Source organism: Methanobacterium sp., from assembly GCA_016222945.1.
In the GTDB taxonomy this organism is placed as follows: domain Archaea; phylum Methanobacteriota; class Methanobacteria; order Methanobacteriales; family Methanobacteriaceae; genus Methanobacterium_D.
In genome coordinates this window covers 59,931-84,341 of sequence record JACRPY010000005.1, presented here as the reverse complement: position 1 = coordinate 84,341, position 24,411 = coordinate 59,931, and the positions used below count along the sequence as shown (strand labels likewise).

At 33.2% G+C, this 24,411-nt stretch carries 25 protein-coding genes; 18 read left to right on the top strand and 7 right to left on the bottom strand.

The features are described 5' to 3' along the window. Positions 1–15: 15 nt before the first annotated feature. Positions 16–342: a hypothetical protein gene (locus HZC47_08935; GenBank protein MBI5681005.1), complete on the bottom strand. Its 327-nt coding sequence runs from the start codon at positions 340–342 to the stop codon at positions 16–18. 22 nt (positions 343–364) lie between these two features. Between HZC47_08935 and HZC47_08930 the strand changes: the two genes are divergently transcribed. After that, positions 365–508, top strand: coding sequence for a hypothetical protein (locus HZC47_08930; GenBank protein ID MBI5681004.1), 144 nt, complete (start codon positions 365–367; stop codon positions 506–508). 199 nt (positions 509–707) lie between these two features. Here HZC47_08930 and HZC47_08925 read toward each other — a convergent pair whose 3' ends face one another. From HZC47_08925 to HZC47_08900, 6 genes are all read right to left on the bottom strand, one after another. Next, positions 708–1,787, bottom strand: coding sequence for a M28 family peptidase (locus HZC47_08925; GenBank protein ID MBI5681003.1), 1,080 nt, complete (start codon positions 1,785–1,787; stop codon positions 708–710). A gap of 201 nt (positions 1,788–1,988) precedes the next feature. Beyond that, positions 1,989–2,393, bottom strand: a complete 405-nt coding sequence (locus HZC47_08920) for a RidA family protein (protein ID MBI5681002.1) — start codon at positions 2,391–2,393, stop codon at positions 1,989–1,991. 47 nt (positions 2,394–2,440) lie between these two features. Continuing rightward, the gene (gene amrS, locus HZC47_08915; protein MBI5681001.1) at positions 2,441–3,448 is read right to left on the bottom strand and encodes an AmmeMemoRadiSam system radical SAM enzyme; all 1,008 of its coding nucleotides are present in this window, start codon (positions 3,446–3,448) and stop codon (positions 2,441–2,443) included. 344 nt (positions 3,449–3,792) lie between these two features. Beyond that, entirely contained in the window at positions 3,793–4,806 is a 1,014-nt protein-coding gene (gene thiL, locus HZC47_08910; protein MBI5681000.1) for a thiamine-phosphate kinase, read from the bottom strand. Between the two features lie 35 nt (positions 4,807–4,841). Next, on the bottom strand, positions 4,842–5,297 hold the full coding sequence (gene cfbA, locus HZC47_08905) for a sirohydrochlorin nickelochelatase (protein MBI5680999.1): 456 nt from the start codon (positions 5,295–5,297) through the stop codon (positions 4,842–4,844). Further along, positions 5,269–5,667 carry a Zn-ribbon domain-containing OB-fold protein gene (locus HZC47_08900; protein ID MBI5680998.1) on the bottom strand — a complete coding sequence of 133 codons (399 nt, stop codon included), beginning with the start codon at positions 5,665–5,667 and terminating at the stop codon, positions 5,269–5,271. The genes cfbA and HZC47_08900 overlap by 29 nt, the downstream gene beginning before the upstream one ends. A gap of 335 nt (positions 5,668–6,002) precedes the next feature. Between HZC47_08900 and HZC47_08895 the strand changes: the two genes are divergently transcribed. From HZC47_08895 to HZC47_08815, 17 genes are all read left to right on the top strand, one after another. Further along, positions 6,003–6,980 carry a hypothetical protein gene (locus HZC47_08895; GenBank protein ID MBI5680997.1) on the top strand — a complete coding sequence of 326 codons (978 nt, stop codon included), beginning with the start codon at positions 6,003–6,005 and terminating at the stop codon, positions 6,978–6,980. An 8-nt stretch (positions 6,981–6,988) separates the two neighbouring features. After that, entirely contained in the window at positions 6,989–7,984 is a 996-nt protein-coding gene (locus tag HZC47_08890) for a hypothetical protein (protein MBI5680996.1), read from the top strand. Between the two features lie 167 nt (positions 7,985–8,151). Beyond that, positions 8,152–8,766 carry a hypothetical protein gene (locus tag HZC47_08885; GenBank protein MBI5680995.1) on the top strand — a complete coding sequence of 205 codons (615 nt, stop codon included), beginning with the start codon at positions 8,152–8,154 and terminating at the stop codon, positions 8,764–8,766. 242 nt (positions 8,767–9,008) lie between these two features. After that, positions 9,009–9,998, top strand: a complete 990-nt coding sequence (locus tag HZC47_08880) for a TRC40/GET3/ArsA family transport-energizing ATPase (protein MBI5680994.1) — start codon at positions 9,009–9,011, stop codon at positions 9,996–9,998. Between the two features lie 323 nt (positions 9,999–10,321). After that, positions 10,322–14,113: a PD40 domain-containing protein gene (locus HZC47_08875; protein MBI5680993.1), complete on the top strand. Its 3,792-nt coding sequence runs from the start codon at positions 10,322–10,324 to the stop codon at positions 14,111–14,113. A gap of 3 nt (positions 14,114–14,116) precedes the next feature. After that, complete coding sequence (locus tag HZC47_08870) at positions 14,117–14,848, top strand: hypothetical protein (GenBank protein MBI5680992.1); 732 nt, start codon at positions 14,117–14,119, stop codon at positions 14,846–14,848. 5 nt (positions 14,849–14,853) lie between these two features. Then, positions 14,854–15,117 carry a hypothetical protein gene (locus tag HZC47_08865; GenBank protein MBI5680991.1) on the top strand — a complete coding sequence of 88 codons (264 nt, stop codon included), beginning with the start codon at positions 14,854–14,856 and terminating at the stop codon, positions 15,115–15,117. Positions 15,118–15,240: 123 nt separating this feature from the next. Beyond that, entirely contained in the window at positions 15,241–15,474 is a 234-nt protein-coding gene (locus HZC47_08860) for a hypothetical protein (GenBank protein MBI5680990.1), read from the top strand. A gap of 40 nt (positions 15,475–15,514) precedes the next feature. After that, the gene (locus HZC47_08855) at positions 15,515–16,030 is read left to right on the top strand and encodes a hypothetical protein (GenBank protein MBI5680989.1); all 516 of its coding nucleotides are present in this window, start codon (positions 15,515–15,517) and stop codon (positions 16,028–16,030) included. Positions 16,031–16,256: 226 nt separating this feature from the next. Next, positions 16,257–16,544, top strand: a complete 288-nt coding sequence (locus HZC47_08850) for a hypothetical protein (GenBank protein ID MBI5680988.1) — start codon at positions 16,257–16,259, stop codon at positions 16,542–16,544. Positions 16,545–16,955: 411 nt separating this feature from the next. Beyond that, complete coding sequence (locus HZC47_08845) at positions 16,956–17,408, top strand: Lrp/AsnC family transcriptional regulator (protein MBI5680987.1); 453 nt, start codon at positions 16,956–16,958, stop codon at positions 17,406–17,408. A gap of 28 nt (positions 17,409–17,436) precedes the next feature. Then, positions 17,437–18,681, top strand: a complete 1,245-nt coding sequence (locus tag HZC47_08840) for a magnesium transporter (GenBank protein MBI5680986.1) — start codon at positions 17,437–17,439, stop codon at positions 18,679–18,681. A gap of 11 nt (positions 18,682–18,692) precedes the next feature. After that, positions 18,693–19,949: an Nramp family divalent metal transporter gene (locus tag HZC47_08835; protein ID MBI5680985.1), complete on the top strand. Its 1,257-nt coding sequence runs from the start codon at positions 18,693–18,695 to the stop codon at positions 19,947–19,949. A 77-nt stretch (positions 19,950–20,026) separates the two neighbouring features. Then, positions 20,027–20,824, top strand: a complete 798-nt coding sequence (locus tag HZC47_08830) for an NAD+ synthase (protein MBI5680984.1) — start codon at positions 20,027–20,029, stop codon at positions 20,822–20,824. A 61-nt stretch (positions 20,825–20,885) separates the two neighbouring features. Continuing rightward, a complete protein-coding gene (locus HZC47_08825) occupies positions 20,886–21,197 on the top strand; it encodes a divalent-cation tolerance protein CutA (GenBank protein MBI5680983.1) in 312 nt (103 codons plus the stop codon). Between the two features lie 51 nt (positions 21,198–21,248). Next, positions 21,249–24,113, top strand: a complete 2,865-nt coding sequence (leuS, locus tag HZC47_08820) for a leucine--tRNA ligase (GenBank protein MBI5680982.1) — start codon at positions 21,249–21,251, stop codon at positions 24,111–24,113. Between the two features lie 63 nt (positions 24,114–24,176). Beyond that, positions 24,177–24,359, top strand: coding sequence for a hypothetical protein (locus tag HZC47_08815; GenBank protein MBI5680981.1), 183 nt, complete (start codon positions 24,177–24,179; stop codon positions 24,357–24,359). Positions 24,360–24,411: the final 52 nt, after the last annotated feature.

Sequence of the window (24,411 nt, the reverse complement as noted above, 5' to 3'; positions counted from 1 at the left end):
ATGAGGGGATTACTCTCATCTTCTGCTGTACATCCAGTAACCAGCGCCTATAATAATAATCACGATAATTATGCCTATTATTATCCATGTATTGTTGTTTGATGTTCCTGGAGCAGTTTGATTAGTTGCATTTGTTGTTGCGTTTGCTGTTTGATTTGCAGTGTTGTTTTGAGTGGTAACGGCTTTTAATTCTGTTTTAGTGATTTTACCAGTGTCAGAATTTATCCATATGCTCCCAGTTCCTTTTCCCTGGCTATCTACAGTAGATACTTTCCAGACTGCAGTGATTTCTCCAGTAGCAGGAGAGTTCCAGGGGGATGTATCATTACTAGCAATATTCATATATTCTTCTGGTGTAACCCATTTGGTACTTCCTGTCTGCGTATTTTTAACTTGTACCAGCTCTGTTGCTGTTGTAACCTTGTATGGCAAATTATGGGAAGATAAATACTCTTTTGCTATAGATTTAGCTTGGTTTTTACCAATAGCAGGTCCTACATCGGCATAAACAACTATTAAAAGTAGTTTAAAAATATTTTTAAATTCTATTTTGATCCCCTCCGAATTGATATTTAATTTATTATTAAAACAGAGCTATAATAAATATTGTTATGACTAACTAATTTTTTTATAAAATGAAAAATGATTATTTTGATTCGTGTCTATAATTAAATCTTCCATAAAAAAATAAGCTGCTAAATGTTTTATTAAGCATTGGAAGAACTTTTTAGAGCGTAAAATATGGATAATTTGTTTATACTGTCTTTGGTTAGAAATAAAATTTCATCTAAATGTCTTTGTAGCTTTGCTTCTCCACCATTGTTTTTTACTAAATTTTCATAGTTATCATTTACTGTAAGGTAGCCTGGCATCTCAGCATCGCCGTGAACTAAATCATTAACATTAGGATTTTCCATACAGGTTAAAAACGTCGCAGGAATGTTTGCATAGGAAAAAGGAAGATAAATATGGCTAATTGGAGATTCATCACCTGAAGATGAATTGTAGGTCATAAAATCAACTTTCTGAGCATTAAAACCATTAATCCTTGCATTTGAAACTAAAAAATCAACAAATGATTGATTATTATAAATAAACGAATCTTGAGCTATAAAACATGGATCACCACTACCTACTGCCTCTAAACTAATAACAGCTACAGTATCATTAATTGAATCCTGATTTTGGAGTACATAATAGCGTGCTCCTACAAGATATGGTATGGACATGATTTCATTATATTCATCGGGATTTAAACTGGTTATCTGACTTACATTGACAGGAGTGGTGTATTCATCTTCTCCAGCTCCAAAACCAATTAATTTTATTGTAAAATAAGGTTTTTCATTTTGATACTTTTTTGCAAGCCCTATAAGTATTGCAAGTCCTGTTACATCGTCATTGGTGCCTTCAGTATAATTTCCATTGGATTTATCTTTTACACTGTCTAAATCGGCACATATAACAATTTGTTGAGAGGATATTCCTTTTATTGTACCTACAACATTTTCTGACTGCTTAAAACTTTCAGAACGCATAGAATAATATTTAAATTCATCAATTTCAGTTTCTACTCCATAGCTATTGAGTTTTGAGGCTAAATACTGGGATGCTTCCTTTTCATTTTCAGATCCAGCGGGCCGGGGGCCTATTTCATTTGAAATATATTTAACATCAGATACTAAGGATAAATCAGCGGATTCACTAATAAATAAATGATTTGTAATTATAAAAGCGGCTAAAAATATAAAAAACGTTAGTAAAATAATTATTTTTTCAAAATTCATCTATGATTACCTCAGGAATTTAAGCCAGATAACTGTCAATGATTGTAGACAGAATTATTATAATTATCTCTTATTTTAAGGTTTCTTTTGACCTAAAAAACAAATAAATTAATTTGGTTTATTGTCACTATCTTATAGGGATTTTTAAAGTACTGAAAATACATGATTTATCTTTGCATTAATTATTCAAAAAAGTTTTTTTTATTCAGGAATTACTGCAATAGCGTCTATTTCAATTAAAAAGTCAGGATTGGCCAATGCTGATACAAAAACGACAGTAATTGCTGGTGGGTTTTCTATTTTACCCATAATTTTTTGAGATACTTCAAAAGCGGGCTGTGGATCATTTCCATGAACGATATAAATGTTCAATTTAATTAAATTTTCAAAGGAGGCTTCAGCTGATTCTAAAGCTATTTTTAAGTTCTTAAATACCTGTTCGGACTGTTTTTTAATGTCATTTTTTCCAATTATTTCTCCTTTTGCATTTACAGAGTTTTGTCCTCCTATAAAAACAGTTTTCTTGCTTTCGGGGATTATAATTACATTGGAAAAAGCCGGATTTTTATTTAGACCATCGGGATTAATATACTGGACATTTTTCATTAAATTAACTCCTTTTTCTAGGGATTTAGCGAGCTTAGGAAGAATTTTTACGTAATAATATTAATGGATGCATTACACTTAGGACATTTTCTTGTCTTCTTAAACTTATCATCTATAATTTCAAAGCCATCACGTTCTATAAGAATTTCACCACACTCTGGACATAATGTATTTTCTCCCCCTCCAACGGAAACATTTCCAATATACACATACTTCATTCCTGCATCTTTAGCAATATTATAAGCTCTTTGAAGTGATTTTACAGGTGTAGGTGGAAGTTGAATTAATTCGTAGTATGGAAAAAATCTGGTGAAATGTAGGGGAACTTCTGGCCCAGTTTCATCTACCATAAATTTAACTAAAGCAGTAATATCTTCTTTAGAGTCGTTATAACCTGGAATTATCAAATTTGTTATTTCTATATGGATTTTATTGTCATAAAAACGTTTTATATTGTCTAAAACTGGCCGGAGTCGTGCTTGACATAGTTCCTGATAAAATTTATCGGACATACCCTTTAAATCAATATTAGCAGCATCAAGATAAGGGTTAATAAGATCAAATGATTCTTCACTCATATAACCATTTGTTACATAAACTGTGGCTATACCTTCTTTTTTTGCAAGTTTAGCTGAATCATAAGTGTATTCAAACCACATGGTCGGTTCATTATAGGTCCATGCTATCGATTTACAGCCATATTCTTTGGTAAGTCTTATTGCTTCTTCAGGTAATATTTCACGTGTTGAAATTTCATTTAAATTTGCCTGAGAAATATTCCAGTTCTGGCAATGCTTACATCTAAAATTACATCCCACAGATCCCAGTGAAAAAACAGTTGAACCAGGATAAAAATGGAAAAGCGGCTTTTTTTCAATGGGGTCAACAGCTACAGATGATGCTGCAGCGTAATTTAATGCACAGAGCTTGTTATCTATATTTTTCCGCATATTGCAGAATCCTGTGTTTCCCTTGTTAATGACACATTTCCTCTGGCATACTTTGCATTGAAGTGCATCATGGAATTTTTCATATGTCATAACTTCTTTTTTCATTATAACTCTCCTAAATATTTTAAATATTATTTGGATGTATAATAATCATTTTGAGCATATAAAAGTCTTCAAATTCCTTTAGTAAACTTAATATGGTGATATATTATGTTTTTCATGATATAAAAATAATTAGATAATGTATTAAAAACATCTTTTTATACTAAAATACTAAAACTATTAATGTTGGCATTCGAGTCCATTTCAACATGCAAAAACTCTGTTTTAGCTGTTCAGGAAACTCCGTTTCCTTCAACCTCAAAAAACTTGAATGCCAACGATTAAACTTATTTTATAATTAATATGGTTAATTTACATTAAATTTGATTTTAACTTAAAAATAAAATTTATTTAGTTAAATGCTCCCAACCACGTGGCGTAAGCAAGTTTTCTATGCCTTCTTTATTTACAATAATCATTTTACCCGAAGAAGTCACTTCACCTATTTTATAAAGGTGAAAATTATCTTTAATTTTATTAAAAACATCTTTTCTTATAGTTAATAGGATTTCAAAATCTTCTCCATAGTATAAAGCAAATTCAAAAGGATTTTTATTCGTGTTTTTGCCAATTTCTAACACAGAATCGGGAATAGGAAGTAATTCTTCATAAATAGTTATACCAATTCCAGAACTACTGCTATCTACAATTTCGCCAATCTCACTGGCAAGACCATCAGTTATATCCGTTGCAGATGTAACTGAGCCAGTTTCTCCAAGTAAAATCCCTGTTTTAACCCTTGCTTTTGGATTCAAAGCATGATCCAATAAATTTTTCTTTGTGTCAGGCTCAAGATCTAAATCGTTAAATAAAACTTCAAATCCTGCAGCTGCAAGTCCTAATGGCCCTGTAACAGCAACAACATCTCCAGAATTTGCTCCATCTTTCATTAAAACGTTTTCTTTGCTTACAATTCCTAAGCAAGTTCCACTGATGGTTAATTCATTTGATTCGTTTGTATCTCCACCAATTAGCATCATTCCATATTCTTTGCAGCCTTCAAAAATCCCGTCCATCATACTGTCAAAGTCATCTAAAGGCATATCTTTAGGTAAACCTACAGAAACAATGATTCCCAGAGGTTTAGCTCCCATTGCAGCTAAATCACTCACATTTACGGTTACAACTTTTTTTCCAACTTGTTTAAAAATCATTTCATCAGGAAAATGAGCAGATTTAGATAACATGTCAGATGTTGCAACTAAATACTGATCTCCAAAATTAATAAGTGCTGCATCATCATTCAAGCTTTTAATAGAAATATCATCAAAAAAAGAAGATTTAATTATATTTTTATTGGATTTTTTAAGAATTCTCTTTATTAATCCTTTTTCCCCAATATCAGAAACTTTAAGGGGCATTTTTAAACCTTTTTAATTTATTTAAAAAAAGATAATTAAAGGGCATTATTAACCCTATCTTTTATTATATCTACAAGCCTTAAATCAGCGCCAAGAGGCTCAGTGTAGATAATTTCGCCGTCAAATTTAATTTCTTCAACCTCTTCTTCATGATGATGGTCATGCCCATGGCTGTGACCATGTGAATCATCGTGACCGTTATTTAAACCAAGAATCTTGGGAATATCCTGTTTTGTGTGAACACCATGAGCTAAAAAGACAGGTGTAACAATGATTTTCTGGACACCTTCATCTGCAAGCTTATTTAATGCAGAGGGAATTGAAGGTTTGGATATATTCATGAATCCCACTTCAACGAGGTAATTTGAATTATTTTCTTTATACATTTCTGCAAGTCTGCTTACAACGTCTTTTCCATATGGTAGTCTGCTTCCATGTCCTACAAGTAAAATGCCTATTTTATCATTCTTTGAGTTTAAATTTGTATCCATATGAGATCACTCCATCATCGCCTTCTTCTTTTATTTTTCTAAAGACTAATTCGACTTCACTGCCTATTTCAACGTCTTTTGAATTACAGTCAACTATTTGGGTTGTTATTTTGGCTCCTTCTATTAATTCAACTATTGCTACTACATATGGTGCAATTAGTTTGAAATCATCGGTAGGGGTGTTGATAACAGAATAACTGTGAATTTTCCCTTCTCCTTTAAGAGCAATATCTTTTAAATCTCCTTTGCTCCTACATTCTGGGCATAAAACTCTTTTTGGGAAGAAAACTTTTCCACAGTGTGAACATTTTGATCCGATAAGGCTGTATCTTTGTGGGATATGACGCCACGCTCTTACTATTTCTTTCATTTAATACCTCCAGTCAAAACCTTTGAAATTTTAGTTAATTTAATTATTAAAAATTAAACTTGTAAATTTTAGATGTTTTTTATGTTGTATTTATATATATTCATTGCACTTTTGGGTGTAATTATAATTAAATTCTTTGGTCATTGATTTTATTATCATACTTATTTTTAATTTAATAATATATATGTTTAATCTATTATTCAATCCAAATTTTACATATATATTTATATATTATAATAAAAATAAGTAATAATTAATAAGTTAATAGGAAAAATAGATACTTTTTCTTCACTATATTAAATCTATTTTTAGATTTAGGGTATAAAGGAGGTATTATGGATCAAAAAGGCTATGTAATGAGTGGGTTATCCTTTCTTTTAGCGATTCCAGCAATTTTTTTGGTAGCAGTCTTAGTGGACATGGTTCACATTGGAAGTGAATCTCAAAGCAGAGTATTACAATCAGATGCCACATTTTACGCAGCAGAGGATATAGAATTTAATACACCCATCATAACTGAAAAAACTCTCCAAAAAATCACGCAAACAGTCATCCAAAGCGGAAAGCCTCTAGAAGATAGTAGATTGGACATAAAAAATGCTTTGCAGGGAGAAATGGATTCTTTATCCAAAAAATACAGTGAAAATGGAGGGATTAACGTTAAATGTACTATTTTATCTGTAGATTCATCGCCAGATCCCTTTAAAATCAGGGTTAAGTCAACGGTATATGTTAATAAAGGCAGTATAACTCACAACGAAAGTTTGAGCCAGGATATTTCAATTATAGATACAAATTACCCTATTCCTGATCCTATTCCTTTTATAAAATGTAAAAGCTATGGAGGGATTACCAATACAAGCACGAAGATATGCTACGGTTCAAGCCTTGTCAATTTCTTAAAAACCAAAAACATGACAAATGCAGAAGCTTATGAAAATTCATCATCCTCCCTTTTCATAAAGAAATGCCCATATGACCCGTATATTGGGCATGGGAATTCTAAATCTTTTATTGTACTTAAAAACTGTATAGAAACTGGTTATTTTCATGAAAGCAGCGATGGAGCATGTTTTTTATGTAGATTAGAAGGTAAGGCAACATGCCCGCATTATGGTTTTGAAACATTCATAGTTCCGTCTAATTCATCTAATTTAAATATAAAATCTGCTCCTTGCTCCATAGATCATGTAATATTTAATGAAACGAGTTATCCTGGAAAAGAAATTACTTATTATGTCTATGGCGTTAACCACTATAGATTATTTCTGGATAATGGACACAGACAAAAATATGGATTACCTATGTATTAGGCGATTAAATGGGGAAAAGAAGCTTTAGGGAAGATGAAGGAGGGCAGGCATTTACCATCGATGTTATGGTGGCATTTATCATAATAGTAGTGGTAATGGGCGTTTCGGCCAATGCCATGGATTTAGTAAGTTTCAAAGCTCAGGACTATTCTTCAAGATTCTCTCTTGATAGAATAACCATAGACACGGCTGATATTTTAATAAAATCCCCTGGATCTCCTGATGAATGGGAAAAACATGGTTGTGACCTTCAAGTAACTCCAGGACTTGCAAAAATAGATGTTCAAACAAATAAAATAATTCCCAATACTCTTTCCTATAAAAAAATCAGCAGATTACAGGAAAAGTATGACCAGTTAATGTATGGAAAAATTCTTCCAAACGGCGTTAATTCCAGTTTAAAAATATATCCCATAAACAATAAGCTAAAAACAATAATAATAGAAGATAACACGCCTTCTGCAAGTGCTGCAGAGATTGCAGTTGCAAACAGAACAGTATTATGTGACTTTATGTATTTAAATATTTTAGTTGGAATGGATACACATTATAATCCTTCAAAGCAAACTGAAAACTGTAATGAATGGGATGTCTGCCCACATTCTGATCATAAACAACCTGATTTTGAAAATAGGAAACCTGGATGGACATGTCAATATTTCAATATTAGTATCAATGATTTAAACACAACAGACTTCTATATACTCACTGATCCATCTAGTGTAGCTAATTCTGCAAAATGGGGAATTGACAAAGCTGATGCACCGGTAGAATGCGGGGAAAATTTTGTCAGTGTTCCTATAAATATAAATAACAAAATTCAATCAGTTATGGGTAATGATACCAAAGCAGTGTTATGGTTTCATATTTTAAAGGGAGGAGATCCTAAAGACAGTTTCAATGCGTATATTGTTGGTGTTCCCAAGGGGACTGCTCCAGAACAGGTGAATGTTGATTATTTAAACCCTCAACCATGTTATTTTGTACTGCAAGTTTGGTATTAGGTCCATTTTTTAAAAAATACTTTGAAAATCTTTTATTTTGGAGTTGTGTAATGATAAAAATAGTAAAATAAAGTTATTAAACTTAATATTCTCAATCATTTCCAAGTTAATAATGTAATAAATATATATAGTGAATTAAAAATATTCAATTTGATGAGGAGGATTGTATGTGGGAAAGTATCGCTCAAATACTATTAATCATTGGATTTTTAGTCCTAATTACTGGAATTATAGTTGTATTGTGTGCTAGATATTCAAAGAGAATTCGAATAGAATCACTACCATCTCATGAGTTAAGATATAGTCAATTATCTAAAATAACGGGATTTGGGCAAATCGCTTATACTATTCCAGTAGTTTTAAGAGTCAACCTCAAATTAAAGAATGGATTAAAAAATAGCATTATATATGAAGTTAAAGGCATTCCAATGGATTTTGATAGAGATCCAAAAACTGGAATTGAAATAAATAAATATGCACATCACATACCAAAGAAAAAGAAAGAAAAGAGTGGAAAATATTGTGATTTTAAATTGTTACCACATCATAGTCATGAGCTTTCTATCAAAATGCCAGATGAAAAAAATGTTAATGGCGTATTGACGATAGAAAACATTGAATTTCCGGATGGAAATCCTATAATTGGTGATTTTTCTCTAGAAATATTCGAAGTAGAAAGGCCCTACAAAAAAAATTATACTTTAGGATTGGCATTGCTTCCGGTAGGAACAACTATATTAATGGCAGGAATTTCCATTTTCGCTACGTATTTTGGAAAATAATTTGGTATATCTATTAATTTTTTGGAAATATATTTTTAAGGTTTGATCCCTGTTCTCCGAGCTTTAGCGAGGATTTTTTGATCAACCTTTTTTCGGAAAAAAGCCCTCAAAATTGGAAATTTTGGGGCACCAAAAATCGTAGATTTTTGAGTGGTTGAGTTAAATATAAAAAGAACCTAATGTAACTATAATTGATATCTAATTTTAACTGAGTTATCAAATAAATGATATGGAGGATTAAAATGGCATTTAAAGATCTTTTTAAATTCAACAAAGGAAAAACAACATTTGTATTTATTGGTGGGAAAGGTGGAGTTGGTAAAACCACTATTTCTGCTGCAACAGCGTTATGGTTTGCAAGAAGCGGTAAAAGAACTCTTGTAATTTCTACTGACCCTGCACACTCTCTCTCTGATTCTTTTGAGAAGAACATTGGGCATAATCCAACACCTATAGCTGAAAATCTGGAGGCTGTTGAGATTGACCCTGAAGTTGCTATGAAGGATTATCAGGCAAAAATGAAGGAACAGCAAGCTTTGAATCCTGGTATGGATATGGGCATGATGCAGGACCAGATGGACATGGCTTCAATGGCTCCAGGTATTGATGAAACAGCTGCATTTGATAAATTCATGCAATATATGACTACTGATGAGTATGACATTGTTATTTTTGACACAGCACCAACTGGACACACTTTAAGGTTACTTTCATTCCCTGAAATGATGGATTCATGGGTAGGGAAGATGATTAAGGTCAGGCGCCAAATTGGAAGCATGGCTAAGGCATTTAAAAATATTATGCCATTTATGGGTGATGAGGAAGAGGAAGACCGTGCTTTAGAAGATATGGAGAAATCTAAAAAGCAAATAAAAGCTGCAAGAGGCGTTTTAGCTGATCCTGAGAGGACTTCATTTAAGATGGTGGTTATTCCTGAGGAAATGTCGATATATGAATCTGAAAGGGCAATGGAAGCTTTGGCTAAATTTAATATGACTGCTGACGGAGTTATTGTTAATCAGGTTCAACCAGAAGAAGCTGATTGTGAATTCTGTGCTGCAAGACGTAAGATTCAGGAGCAACGCCTTAAAACAATCCATGAGAAGTTTGGAAATCAGCTTATAGCTGAGATACCACTTCAACAGGAAGAAGTTAAGGGTATGGATAAACTTAAAGGTATTGCTGAAGTTCTTTACGGTGAAGTAGAAGCTGCTGGTAGCACTTCTAAATAATTCCAGTTTATTTTTGAGTGTATTGCCTAAAACTTCTTTTTTTTATTTATTTTAAGTTTTTAGAGCGTATATTGTTTATTTTTACTTCAAATTAGATATTTAAGGCTATTTTTTTATTTTTATTTAATTTAAAGTTGTTGATTACTGTAGCAGATCAAAATAGTAATATTTAAATAGTTTATTATTAAGACCTGGTTATCATAATAATCAATACTCAATCATACATAAATGAGATTAGAAATTCTCATTTAAGTTATAAAAACCATCATATCCCTTTCATAATACTAATATAACACTGATATTTACTATACTGGAGTTGAATCTTGAAAAGACAGTTTTTGTTACTGATAATCACGTTAATTTTCATATTAACAATCTGTGGGTCTGTTGCAGCTGCAGATAATACTACTGAATTGGTTAGTGTAAATAATAGTAGTATCCAGGGGAATCAAGCCAGTGATGATCCAGTGGTCAGTGCAGATGGACGTTTTGTGGCTTTTAGTTCTGATGCAGATAATCTGGTTCCTGGTGATACGAATGGTTATCGGGATGTTTTTGTGCGTGATCGTTTTTTAAACATCACCGAGAGGGTCAGTATTTCTACAAGTGGCCAGGAGGGAAATTATTATAGTTATGAACCTGCTGTTAGTGCAGATGGTCGTTATATTGTTTTCACTTCATTTGCCTCTAATCTTGTAGCTGGAGGTGTTCCATCAGGCCAATCTCAGTTGTATGTGAGAGATAGGCTTTTAGGAATCACTGAACTTTTAAGTATTTCTCCAAATGGCAGTCCAGGAGATGGTTTTAGCCAAAGCGGATCAATTAGTGCAGATGGACGTTACGTAGCTTTCATATCTTCATCTACAAATCTAATGACAACTGTCACAGATGGAAGAGAGGAAGTATATGTAAGAGACATGATTTCAAGTATCACTGAGAGGATTAGTGTTTCTAATGATAGTAACACAAGTGGGGGATGTGGGTTTCCACCTTCAATCAGTGGCGACGGACGTTTTGTAGCATTTGTTAGCTGGGCACCATTAGATGGAGTAGATGATTCATGGGCAGACCTTTTCCTATATGATCGTCAATTGAAAACAACCACTAAAATTGCACGTCAATTCAATTGGGATGAGGGAATTCATATATTCCAAACATCACTTAGTGATGATGGACATTATCTAGCTTTCGTTAACCGGCCATTTATCATCTACGGTCCGCCAAGTATTGGAGATCCAAATTATTGGCAATATTATAATCAGAATATCTTTTTATTTAACCGCTTTACAGGAAATATTAAGATGGTCACAGTTCCTTATACAGGAGCACTATGTAACTATGAAAGTTTAGAACCTTCAATAAGCAGTGACGGACGTTATTTAGTATTTACTTCTTACGCTACTAATTTAGTGGCTGGCGATGATAATAACGCTCCAGATATTTTCATATTTGACCAACAATCAGGTGAAATTCAACGAGTAGTTGAATCCCCCGTAGATTATGTGGGAAATTCATATTTCAACCCTTCATTAAGTGCCATGGGAAATTATCTGGTATTCAACTCTGATGTAGATAATCTGGCACCAGGTGACACTAATGGAAACACTGATGTATTCATTCACATTTTTAAGGAGAAAATCAGCATTCAGGGATACTTGGACCATGAAAGAATAAGATCAGGTGATGTCTTAAGGTTAACTGCTGCTTCAAATATGGATACTACACAAGTAACTGCCATTATCAATGGCGTAAATTATAATCTCACTAAACAGCCCGATAATTGGTGGTTACTTAATTATGCTGTTCCTCATCTTTCTGATGGTGCTTATCCTATCACGCTGACAGCTTTTGATGATGCCGGAAACTCAGGCACAAATTCTATTAATTATATTGTAGATAATACTCCTCCTACCGTTTCTGGTAATGTTAATCCCAATATTTTGAGATCAGGTGATTCTTTAACTTTACAGGTTTCTTCTGATCCAGATACTTCATCAATCACTACTCTCATTCAAGGGATATCCTACAATCTCGTTAAAGATGTAGATGGAACCTGGAAACTTAGTTACGTGGTTCCAAATACTGTGGATGGGAATTATCCAATAATATTAACCGCCACTGACACTGCAGGTAACCAAGGCACAGCTGACCTCAGTTTCAATGTTGATAACACTCCTCCTACTGTAACTGGCACAATCACTCCTAATTTAGTTAAATCAGGTGATAGCACCATTTTAACAGTTTCTTCAAGCGTTGATACTGCCAGAGTCGTGGCAAACATAAGTGGGATGATTTTCAGCCTAATTAAACAGGTTGATGGTTCATGGAGGTTAAATTATAATGTTCATTCACTTCCTGATGGACTTCAAAGTGTTATAATTACTGCTTATGATAACGCAGGTAACCAAGGCACTGCTACTCTCACTTTCACCGTGGACAACACACCACCAACTTTAACAGGTACCCTCACCCCAGAACAGGTGATGGCAGGTAGAGAACTGAAAATCACTGTGGATGCTTCCCCAGACACTGCCAGCATTACTGCTACCATAAACAACCAAAAAATCAGTTTAAGCAACTTAAACGGACAGTGGACAGGTTCTTATATAATTCCTTTAAATACAGTTCCTGGTTGGGATATGGTAACCATAGATGCCATGGACAGGGCAGGTAATCAGGGGCAAGCTTATGCTTATTATATGGTGACAGCATCCGGGTCTTCCACAACTCCTGGAAGTCCGGGAGGAATTGGAACACCTACCAGTGGAAATACTGTGGGTTATCAATCTGGAAGCAATCTATGGTCTGTTGCATCAGGATTGTTTAGCCGGCCTGTTAATTATTTAAGCACTGGCGCCGGTTCGGATGTTTCAACGGTTTTAGTTGATTTGTTAAAAAATTTTGGTTTTGGAAGTTTTGTACAGACCCAAAACCAAGTTACAGTACCTTCTTCAGGATCTACAACAGGATCAATTTTCGGCCCGTTAGCACCATACATCTATGGTAGTGATCCGTTTTCGGGTTTGATTAAGGATGCAGATGCGAGTTGGAGGATTAATCATCAGGGGCCTTCGGTTTATGGTCCGTTAGCAGGAATTTTGGAATCTCCTTTTAATCCGTTTAATATGCATTTTTATATTTGGGATAAGATGATTCAGGCGGGGCAGAAAGCCTGGCAATCAGGTAACATCTGGGATTTCTTCAACTATGATTTTTATCATATTTACGGCTACAGCAATTTAGATAACATGTGGGGCGGAGAAAACCTAAAACAAGTTATAAAATTCTTTACAGGAGTAGATGAAAATGGTGACTTATCAGTTGGAGGCTTCTTACTTCTTTTGGTTTCAATTGTTCCTATAGGTAGAGTTGGAACATTTGTCGGGAAATTCTTGTCAGAAAGCCCAATACTAATGAAAATATGGAACATTATTGGTGATCCATTAACAAATATTCTAAAAAAATTTGGTATTTCTGCAGTAAATCCGGTAGAAGCTTTCATTGGAATCACATCAAAAATAGGATCATTCTTAGAACCAGGATTGGGTTTGATCCCAGCGATGTTTGAGATTGTTGCAGGAGCTTCAGGCAAACGTTTGCTAACCAGAATCGTTGAAAGTCCAATTTATCAACAGTTAATGAGATACGATACCATACGTTCTATTGTCACGGTTTTAAACCCTAATAATTGGAATTGGACTAATTTCACCAACGCATGGAAGAATACAATTAATTCGAGTATAAATATAGTTAAATGGACGGGTAGCACTTTAAGTAATGTAGGAAAACAAGTAGTTAACAATATAGCTCGTACTGTTAAGACGGTTGTTAACAATACTGTCATTACAGTAAAGAAAGCTGTAAATAATACTGTTAAAACCGTGAAGAAGGTTGTAAATAATGTAGTGAACACCGTTAAGAAGGTGGTCACCAAGGCTGTAACTACAGTAAAAAAGGCTGTTCATAATGTGGTGAACACCGTTAAGAAGGTGGTCACCAAGGCTGTAACCACGGTGAAGAAAGCAGTGAATACTGTTGTTAACACAGCAAGAAAAACAGTAAATACAGTAACTAATATAGGTAAATCAGTAGGAAGATTCTTTAGGTTGTGGTAAAAAATGGGAATTCTAGATGCATTTTCATCAGCTGAAAAATTATCAAAAAAAATATTAAAGGAATTTAAAGGAGTAGAAGGATTAGAAGAAACAGTAGAAGAGATCATGGGTTTAGGAGATTCTGAAATTTATTGGAAATATTTCCAAGCTTTTAAACTTGAAAAAGTATACGTAGAAGGAGTTGATTTCAAAGAGGATGAGAAGAAGAATATAAGACTTATAAATCTTGCACAGGAAAATCTAAGTAATCCAGCACTAAATATACCATCCATTACAGATTTAATAGAATTTATGGGCTTTTATGTGATATACAGGATAATTGAAGACATTTACTATGTTTATATTGGAAGGAAATTGACACATGATGATTTGATAAACGTATTTTATGGTAAAATAGATGAACATGTCATTTTTGCCCTAGATAAATTTGATGAAGTCTCAAACATACCTGAACCATCTGCGGAATTCTTCCTTAAATTGAAAAAAGTGAATTGGAATGATAAAAAAACAAAAAAACTATATGGAAGATTGCACCGTATAAGTTGCGATATTTTTATTGAAAAGCGAAGAACAGTAAGTAATAAATTCACTGCAACAGAAAACGCATTTTTACTTTTCCTTGCAGGATGCAGCGCAGTAAACGATGATAGAGTTGAAATAAATGAAAATGATGTTATACGTGCTTATAAGACTTATTTTAAGCTTTTAAATACTGATATTACTAAGTTGGTGTGATTGTTATGAATGGGAGAAAAATTTTTGGAATTATAGTAGCTATAATTGTATTTTTTGGACTTGGAACTGTAATAGCTTTACTGGCTGGAGAATCAGCAGGCAATCCAATTATAAGACTTGTAGGTTTGTTTATTTGTTTTGTAGTGGCTTCAGTGGTGTATAACTTAATGAAAGGTGAGGAGCCAGAAATTGAAATTAAGGAAAAACATGGAGTAACCAGTGAAGAAATTTCTAAGAAACTTGAAGAAAAGAGAAAAAGAACTCAATAGGGAAAAAATCCATTCTTTTTATATGTTAATGTGTTACAACTGTTTTTAGTAATTTTGAGTTCAGGCGTGGCTTAGGTGATCTTGGAAACCTTTTAATTAGTTCTGATCCAGTTAAAAAAAATAATGGAATCATACAGTGCTACTATTAATTTGATTACAAAAAATGTCCAATATTTAGGAGATACGGCCAAACAATTGATAAGTACTACTGTAAATGCAGTAAAAACTGTTGTTGGAAAAATGGTTAATAAAGTTGCCACCAAGGTTGTTTCCACAGTAAAACAAGTTATTAATGTTGCAAAAAATATATTTTCTTCAGTAGTAAACGGAGTAAAAAACCTATTAGGTTGGCATTAAATCTGATAATTTAACAATAATACATATAAAGGTGGTTTTTATGGGAATTTTTAAGGCTGATCCAACTAAAAAAGTTGTTAAAAATTTATTTAACACATTTGAAGATGTAGAAGGGTTGAAAGAGGTTCTGTGTGATATTTTAGATTTAGAAAACTCAGAAATATATGAAAAACTGGTTAAAATCATTGAATGGAAAGATATTGTTGATTATAGTGTCGACTTAAAATATCATGAAAAATCCTCAGAACTCATAGAACTAGCCAGAAAAAACCTAAGCAGTTTTCGAATACGTTTACCTCTGACTCCCTTGATAACTATTAGAGATTTTGTTGTTGTTTACAGTTTCATTGGCTTCATCTATTATATAAATTTGGATCATAAGCTTAATCAGGAAGAATTGGACAAGACAGAGAGGGGGGACATGGCTAATAAAATTCTTTTGGCCCCTAAAGATTTCGATAAGATAAAAGACGTGCCACAAGCAACCTCTGATTTCCTTAAAAAATTAGGTAAAGTAAAATGGAAAGATAAAAAAACAAAAAAAACTCTTCGATGAAATCACCAACTTTCATTTCATATTATCATTCAACAAATGGGGAGGCAAAAATGTTGGATGGAACTTCCCAGCCACAGAAAAAGCATTTATCGGATTACTCTCCGCTTGTAACGCTGTTCTAGATAACAGGACCAAAGCCAACACAGATGATATCATCCAAGCCGAAAAAACATATCTAAAACTAATCAGCACTGACTTAACCAAACTAATATAGGAGTGAATATATTTGCATAAGCTATTTGCATCAATAATAGGGATCATAGTCTTTATTCTAACCTTATCACTAATAGGAATATCATTTGGATATATACTTGGCCATGATGCTTCAATTGGAAATTTTCCACTCAGAATAATTGCCATAACCATAGCCTTAATTATTTCTTCAGTAGTTTACTACAAAATAGTTGACGATGAAGTAAAATCGGATGCGAATAAGGTTCAAAACAAGCCGAAAAAAGTTAAAAGCAAAGAAATAAGTCAAAAACTCAAAGAAATGAGACAAAAAGGGGAATAAATTATAAAAACTTTAAAAAAATCCTTCCAAACTGTGTAGTTAACCTGGGTAAATCCATTGGAAAAGCTTTGAGGGTGTTGATGGATTAGAGGAAGTAGTGGGTGAAATTAGGGGTTTGGAAGATTCTGAAATTTATTGGAAGTTATTTCTGACTTTAAAAGGGGTCGACTGGGAAGAATCAAAAGTTTGAGAATATTCTGAAATAATTTGAGTTAGAATTACAAATTACAATTATTTTATTTAATAAAATTTTAACATTATATTTTGCTTTTGGGTAAATTTCCCATGATCTTTAACACTGTTGGTAAAATCCTCAACTTTTCTCTAAATTTGGGTAATATTCCCAAACCTTTATAAATGGTCATGGATACATTAATGATTACAATAACCAGAAAAGGTGTTAGATAAAAAATGGACGATATTGATACGGCTATACTCCGTTCCTTAATTAGAAATTCAAGAATTACAATATCTCAAATGTCAAAAGAGATTGATGTACCTGATGCAACAATCTCAAACAGGCTTAAAAAATTGGAAGATGACGTAATTAAACGTTATACTATGATACTTGACTGGCCCAAGGTTGGCTTGGAGATTACTGCTATAATAATCATTCAAACCGAGTCAGAAAAGCATGAATCTGTTAAAGAAGAGCTTTCCAGGCTTGAAGAAGTATCAGAAGTTTATAGCGTGTCAGGAGAATATGATATTCTCATTAAAGTATGGGTTCCAGGCATTGAGGAGCTCAATCAATTGATAAATAGTAAAATCCGTTCAGTTGATGGTGTTGAGGATTTAACTGAAATGATTGTAATGGAGCGTGTTAAGGAGGATATGATTCCGCCAATTCCAGGAGCGAAATAGTCACCGCAGTTATCGGGAGGACAGTAGTATGCATTTTCTAAGCGAAGTAATGAAAAAAACAGTAATTGACCTTGACGGCAACAAAATTGGGAAGTTTAAAGACTTTATAGTATCTATTAAGCGATCATACCCTATAGTTGAGGCAATGAGCATTCAAACGTCTCGTAAAGAATATGTAACTATTCCTTGGAAAAATGTAGACCATATAAATGGTGAAATCAGGCTTAATGTTAAATTTGAAGATATTGAGGAATATAAAATTAAAAAAACAGATATAAGACTTGTAGATGAGGTTATAGATAAACAAGTGGTGGATGTTGAAGGTAAAAAGATACGAAGAATAAATGATCTTCAATTATCTGCTACAAATGGTAATTACCACCTTATAGGTGTGGATATAAGTGTTAAAGGTATATTAAGGCGCTTGGGAATTGAAAAAATTGCTAAAGGATTGGGAATTAATCTCCAAGAAGATTATATTGCCTGGAAAGATGTGGATATCCTGGAAAGTGATGTTTCCCGTCTTAAATTGAAAGTTCCAGAATATAATTTAAAAAAGCTTCATCCTGCAGATATTGCTGAAATTGTGGATCAATTAAACATCAATGATTCAATAACTATTTTAAATTCATTGGATGAGGAAGTTGCAGCGGATGCTATTGAAGAAATATCTCCTGAAAGACAGGTATCTCTTTTTGAAGAAATGGAGAGTGAAAGAGCTGCAGATATACTTGATGAGATGTCACCTGACGATGCTGCAGATTTGATAGGGGACCTTTCAGATGATCGGGCACAGGAATTATTAGAATTAATGGATCCTGAAGAAGCAAAAGATGTGGAAAAGCTTTTAAAGTACCCTGAAGATACTGCTGGTGGAATAATGACCACAGAATTTGTTACAGTTCCTGATGAGTTTACAGCAAACCAAACTTTGAGTGAACTTAGGAGAATGGCCCGTGAAGTGGAAAGTATTTACTATATCTATGTATTATCTAAATCTAAAGAATTGGTGGGTGTTATATCTATAAGAGATTTACTACTTGCTGATCCTGAAAGAAAAATCACTGAATTTATGCATAGAGACATAATTTCTGTTGATGTAATGGAAGAAGAGCATGATGTAGCTAAAAAAATTGCAAAATATAATTTAATCGCTGTTCCAGTCGTTAAAGATGAAAATAAGATTAAAGGCGTGGTTACAGTTGATGATGCTATAGATATTGTTCTGCCTACTGCATGGAAAAAAAGGGTTCCAAGAATGTTTGGACAGTAGGAGATGTTTAATTGGATTTTCGAATTTTTACAAGGGTATTTAAAAACCCTGCATTTTTAAGTTTTATAGTATTTCTTTCAGTAATGGGGCCAGGAATCATCACTGCTAATGTGGATAATGATGCTGGAGGAATTACAACTTATTCATTGGCAGGTTCTCAATTTGGATACAGTATTCTATGGCTTTTTATTCCTATGATAATAGCTTTAGCTGTTATTCAGGAAATGGGAGTTAGAATGGGCATTGTATCTGGAAAAGGACTTGCTGATTTAATACGTGAAAAAATAGGGATTAAACTTACCTTTTTAATGATGGTGGCCCTGCTTCTTGCTAACTTTGGAAATGTTCTGGCTGAATTTTCAGGAGTAGCTGTAAGCACGGGAATATTTGGAGTGCCGCGTTTTATCGCGTTACCTGCTGCTGCACTATTTGTTTGGCTTTTGGTGGTTAAAGGCACCTATAAAAGTGTTGAAAAAGTATTTTTATTAGCATCTTCTCTCTATTTATCCTATATTGTGGCAGGGTATCTTGCAAATCCTGATTGGGGGCTTGCTGCTAAAAGTCTTTTAGTACCCCATATAAGCATGGATACGGCCTATATAACTATGATCATAGGTATGGTTGGAACTACGATTGCTCCATGGATGATGTTTTATATACAGTCTTCTGTTGTGGAAAAAGGCATAAGTTTAAAGAATCTAAAGTATTCTAAGATCGATGCAGTGTTTGGAGCGATAGTAGTTAATATTGTGGCATTTTTTATAGTTTTAGCCTGTGCAACTACCATATTTACGACAGGAGTGGAAGTTAACAACGTAGCTGATGTTTCAAGAGCATTAGTACCTCTTGCAGGCCAATATGCAAGTATATTATTTGCATTCGGATTTTTAAATGCTTCACTATTTGCTGCAAGTATTTTACCATTATCCACAGCATACTATGTATGTGAAAGCCTTGGGTTTGAAGCAGGAGTGTCTAAAAGTTTTAAGGAAGCTCCAATATTCCATGGACTATACCTTGGGCTTATAATACTTGCAGTAATCATTATAATGATTCCAAATGTGCCTTTGCTCTCTATATTATACCTGTCACAAGTGGCTAATGGTATTTTACTGCCATTTGTCCTGATATTAATGCTTCTTATAATAAATGATAAGAAAATAATGGGAAAATATGTAAATTCAAGGTTGTTCAATTATATTGCAGGGGCAACGGTTGTAATTGTAATGAGTTTAAGTATTGGGCTTTTAATAACAGGTTTCCTATAAAAATAAGAATCAGATGTATTTAAATGATATATGGTTATAAGTAAATTTTAAGAAATTTTAGCGAGTTTGTGGTAAAAATGCACCCAGAATTTAAAAATATTCCTGAATTAGATACACAAAAATCCACTGAAAGTATATGTAAATTCATTAAGAGTAAAATGGAAGAATCAAAAACTGATGGTCTTGTTATTGGTCTTAGTGGAGGTTTAGATTCTTCAACAATTGCTTATCTTTGTGCAAAGGTAATAGAAAGTGATAAAATAATTGGTCTTGTACTTCCAAGCAAAACAACATCATCTGAAGATGTAAAAGATGCAATAACTGTTGCAGAAACTCTTGGAATAAAATATAAGGTTATATCTATCGATGAATTGATAAAGCCCTTTCCACAAATTTGTCCAGAATGCAGCAAGAGTGACCTTGCAAATGGAAATTTAAAGGCAAGAATTAGAATGATGCTATTATATTATCATTCTAATTCTATGAATCGTCTGGTTGCAGGAACAGGTAACAGAACAGAGCTACTTGTAGGTTATTTCACAAAATATGGTGATGGGGGAGTAGATATACTTCCAATAGGTGATCTTTACAAGACAGATGTAAGGCAAATTGCAGAATATATTGGTGTTCCTAAAAATATTATTGAAAAAGCACCTACAGCAGGTTTATGGACAGGACAAACTGATGAGGAGGAATTAGGAATAAAATACGAGCCTTTAGATAAAATATTATATTTGATGATTGATAAAAATAAGAGTTCTGATGAAATTTCAAAAAGCCTCAAAATTAGCCATGAAGAGGTTTTAAGGATAAAAAATATGGTAGAATCATCAAAACATAAATTATCATCCCCATATATTGTGCAAATCAGATAATGGCATGAATAAATTATTTTAAATCTTATTAATTGATTTAGATTAAATGGAAAGTAATAATATGTATGTTTTAGTATATATAACCACATCTGGAAAGGAAGAGTCAAAAAAAATAGCTAATACACTGGTTAAAGATAAATTAGCTGCATGTGTAAATATCGTATCCTCAATTGAGTCTATTTATCTTTGGAAAGGTGAAATTGAGAATGATAATGAATCTCTTCTTATTGTGAAAACTAAAGTAGATAATATAAATAAGATTATACAAAGAGTAAAAGAAATTCACAGTTATGAAACTCCTGCTATTTTGGCAATACCTATAATAGAGGGATCTAAAGATTATTTAGATTATTTAGACAAGGAATTAGATTAATTTACACTAAAATGCCTTTAAATGATTGGTAATTTATTTTGAGGTGATCAATTGACAAATCACGATATAGAGAGTAAATGGCAGAAAAAATGGGAAGAATCACGCTTATTTGAATCAAATCCAGACAATAGAGATAAAATTTTTCTAACAGTGGCTTACCCCTATCCCAGTGGCGCAATGCACATAGGACATGGAAGAACCTACACAGTACCTGATGTATACGCACGTTTTAAAAGAATGCAGGGATATAATGTTCTATTTCCAATGGGGTGGCATGTAACTGGCGCACCAGTAATAGGAATCGCCAAAAGAATTGCAAAAAAAGACCAATGGACCCTTGATATCTACAAAAATGTGCATAAAGTCCCAGAAGATGAGCTTAACAAATTTACAGACCCTGAATACATCGTAAAATATTTCAGCAGCGAATATCATAATGTAATGTGTAATATGGGCTATTCTATAGATTGGAGAAGGGAATTTAGAACTACAGACCCTCATTATCAAAAATTCATCGAATGGCAGTTTAGACAGCTTAAAAACAAAGGATTTGTAGGTAAAGGGGAGCATCCAGTAAAATACTGTCCTGGATGCGAAAATCCAGTAGGAGACCACGACCTTCTTGAAGGTGAAGGAGTTGGAATAAACGAATTAACTCTTGTTAAATTTGAAATGGATGGAAATTACTTTGTAGCAGCTACATTCCGTCCGGAAACGCTTTTTGGAGCTACAAATTTATGGATAAATCCTGATGAGGAATATATAAAAGTTGATATGCATGGTGAAAACTGGATAATAAGTAAAAAAGCTTATTATAACATTGTTCACCAGAAGAAAGATATTAAAATCATTGAAGATATAAATGCACCTGAAATGATAGGTAAATATGTAAAAAACCCATTAACAGACCAAAAACATATAATACTTCCTGCATCATTTGTAGATCCAGAATATGCATCTGGAGTGGTTTATTCTGTACCAGCACACGCACCTGCAGATTACATAGCATTAAAAGACTTGAAAAATAATACAGAACAGCTTGAAAAATATGGATTAAAGGAAAAAGTGCTTTCCATTCGGCCGGTAAATGTTGTAACACTTAAAGGGTTTGGAGAAGTCCCTGCTCGAGAAATTATCACAAAATTTGGAGTGCAAAATCAGCAGGACCCTAAACTTAAAGATGCTACAAATGAGCTTTACAAACTGGAACATGCTAAAGGTATTATGTCTAAGCATATTAAAGATTATAAAGATTTATCTGTGCAAAAAGCCCGTGATGAAATTATCAATGACATTATTTCATCTGGTAAGGGTGATATCATGCATGATTTTGCTGAAAGGCCAGTTGTATGTAGATGTGGAACTAAAGCTGTTGTTAAAATCCTTGAAGATCAGTGGTTCCTTAAATATTCGGATAGCAACTGGAAAAAGCTTGCAATGCAATGTTTAGGGCAGGAAAAAACAGTTCCTGCAGAAGTAAGAGCTAATTTTGAATATTATATAGATTGGCTGGAAGATTGGGCATGTTCAAGAAGAATAGGCCTTGGAACAAAGCTTCCATGGGATAAACAATGGTTAATAGAACCATTAAGCGATTCTACAATTTACATGGCTTATTATGCCATTGCAAAATATATAAAAGATATTAATCCTGATCATCTTGATGATTCATTCTTTAATGACGTATACTTAAATACAGGGAAATATTCAGGAGATATAAACAGTGAATTATTTGAGGATATTAAAAATGAGTTTAACTATTGGTATCCACTGAATTGGAGACTTTCAGCTAAGGATTTAGTTGGAAATCATCTTTCATTCCACATATTCCATCATTCAGCCATATTTCCAAAGGATAAATGGCCTCAAGGAGTTGTAGTATTTGGAATGGGGCTTTTAGAAGGTCATAAAATGTCTTCATCTAAGGGGAATGTCATACTTCTTGAAGATGCTATAGAAAACCATGGGGCAGATGTTGTAAGGCTCTTTTTAATGGCATCTGCTGAACCATGGCAGGACTTTGACTGGAGAGAAAAAGAAGTAAAAGGAATAAAGAGACGTCTTGAATGGTTTTCAGAGTTTGATGAAAAGATAGAGGATATTAAAGGAAGTTCAGTATCATTAAAATCATTCCAGATTGGAGAAATTAAAAAACCTGTGAATAAGTGGATTTTAAGCCAGGTCAACATGCGGATTAAAGATGCAACTGAGGCACTTGAAGGATTCCAAACAAGAAAAGCAATCCAGGAATCTTTATTTTTGTTTAAAAAGGATATAGATCATTATCTTCACAGAATAGAACATGAATTAAAAGATGATATTACAAGAAAAGAAATTGCAGATACTTTGACCTATGTTTTAAGTAGATGGATACGTTTAATGGCCCCATTTGTACCGCATATCGCTGAAGAAATGTGGAACAGAGTTGAAGGAGAAGGATTTGTATCAAATGCCCCATGGCCAGAATATGATGCTGATATATTTGATGAAAAGATTCAAAAAGCCGAAGAAATTGTGCAAGGACTTGTAAATGACATAAATGAAATAAAAAAGATTACTGGCAGGAAACCAAATAAAATACATGTATATATAGCCCAAAAATGGAAATGGGACGTATTTGAAATTGCAAATGAGATTGGTAGGCCAGATATAGGTAGAATTATCGGAGAATCCACAGAACAGGACTTGCATTATAATAATAAGGAAATTGCTGACTTTGCAAAGAGATTAGCAAGAGAAATGACCAAGATAAAATATGTAGGTCAAATTAATGAATACAAAATTGTAAATGACTCTTTAGATTTCCTTTCACGCGAAGTAGGTGCTGAAATTAAGGTATATGATGAACCAACTTATGATCCACAGAATAAATCCCGAAATGCTATGCCTTATAAACTTGCTATCTACATAGAATGAAAACTGCTTTTTGATGCTTTATAAAATCTATAATTTTTCTTTTTTAACTTTTTGAGGGATTTTATGCATATAAAAATAATGAAAGACGATGATCTAGAAGATGTAATTAGAATAGATCATAGTGCATTTGAAAGAGAAGAAAAAAGGACTTTAGAAAATTGTAAAGCTCTTAAAACGTCTAATCCAGAGAGATGCTTTGCAATCGAGGATAAAAATAAAATTTTAGGTTATAAAAGATTAATTTAAATCTTTATAATGTCTTACCACAAATGAATTTATATAATTGATTTCATAGGTG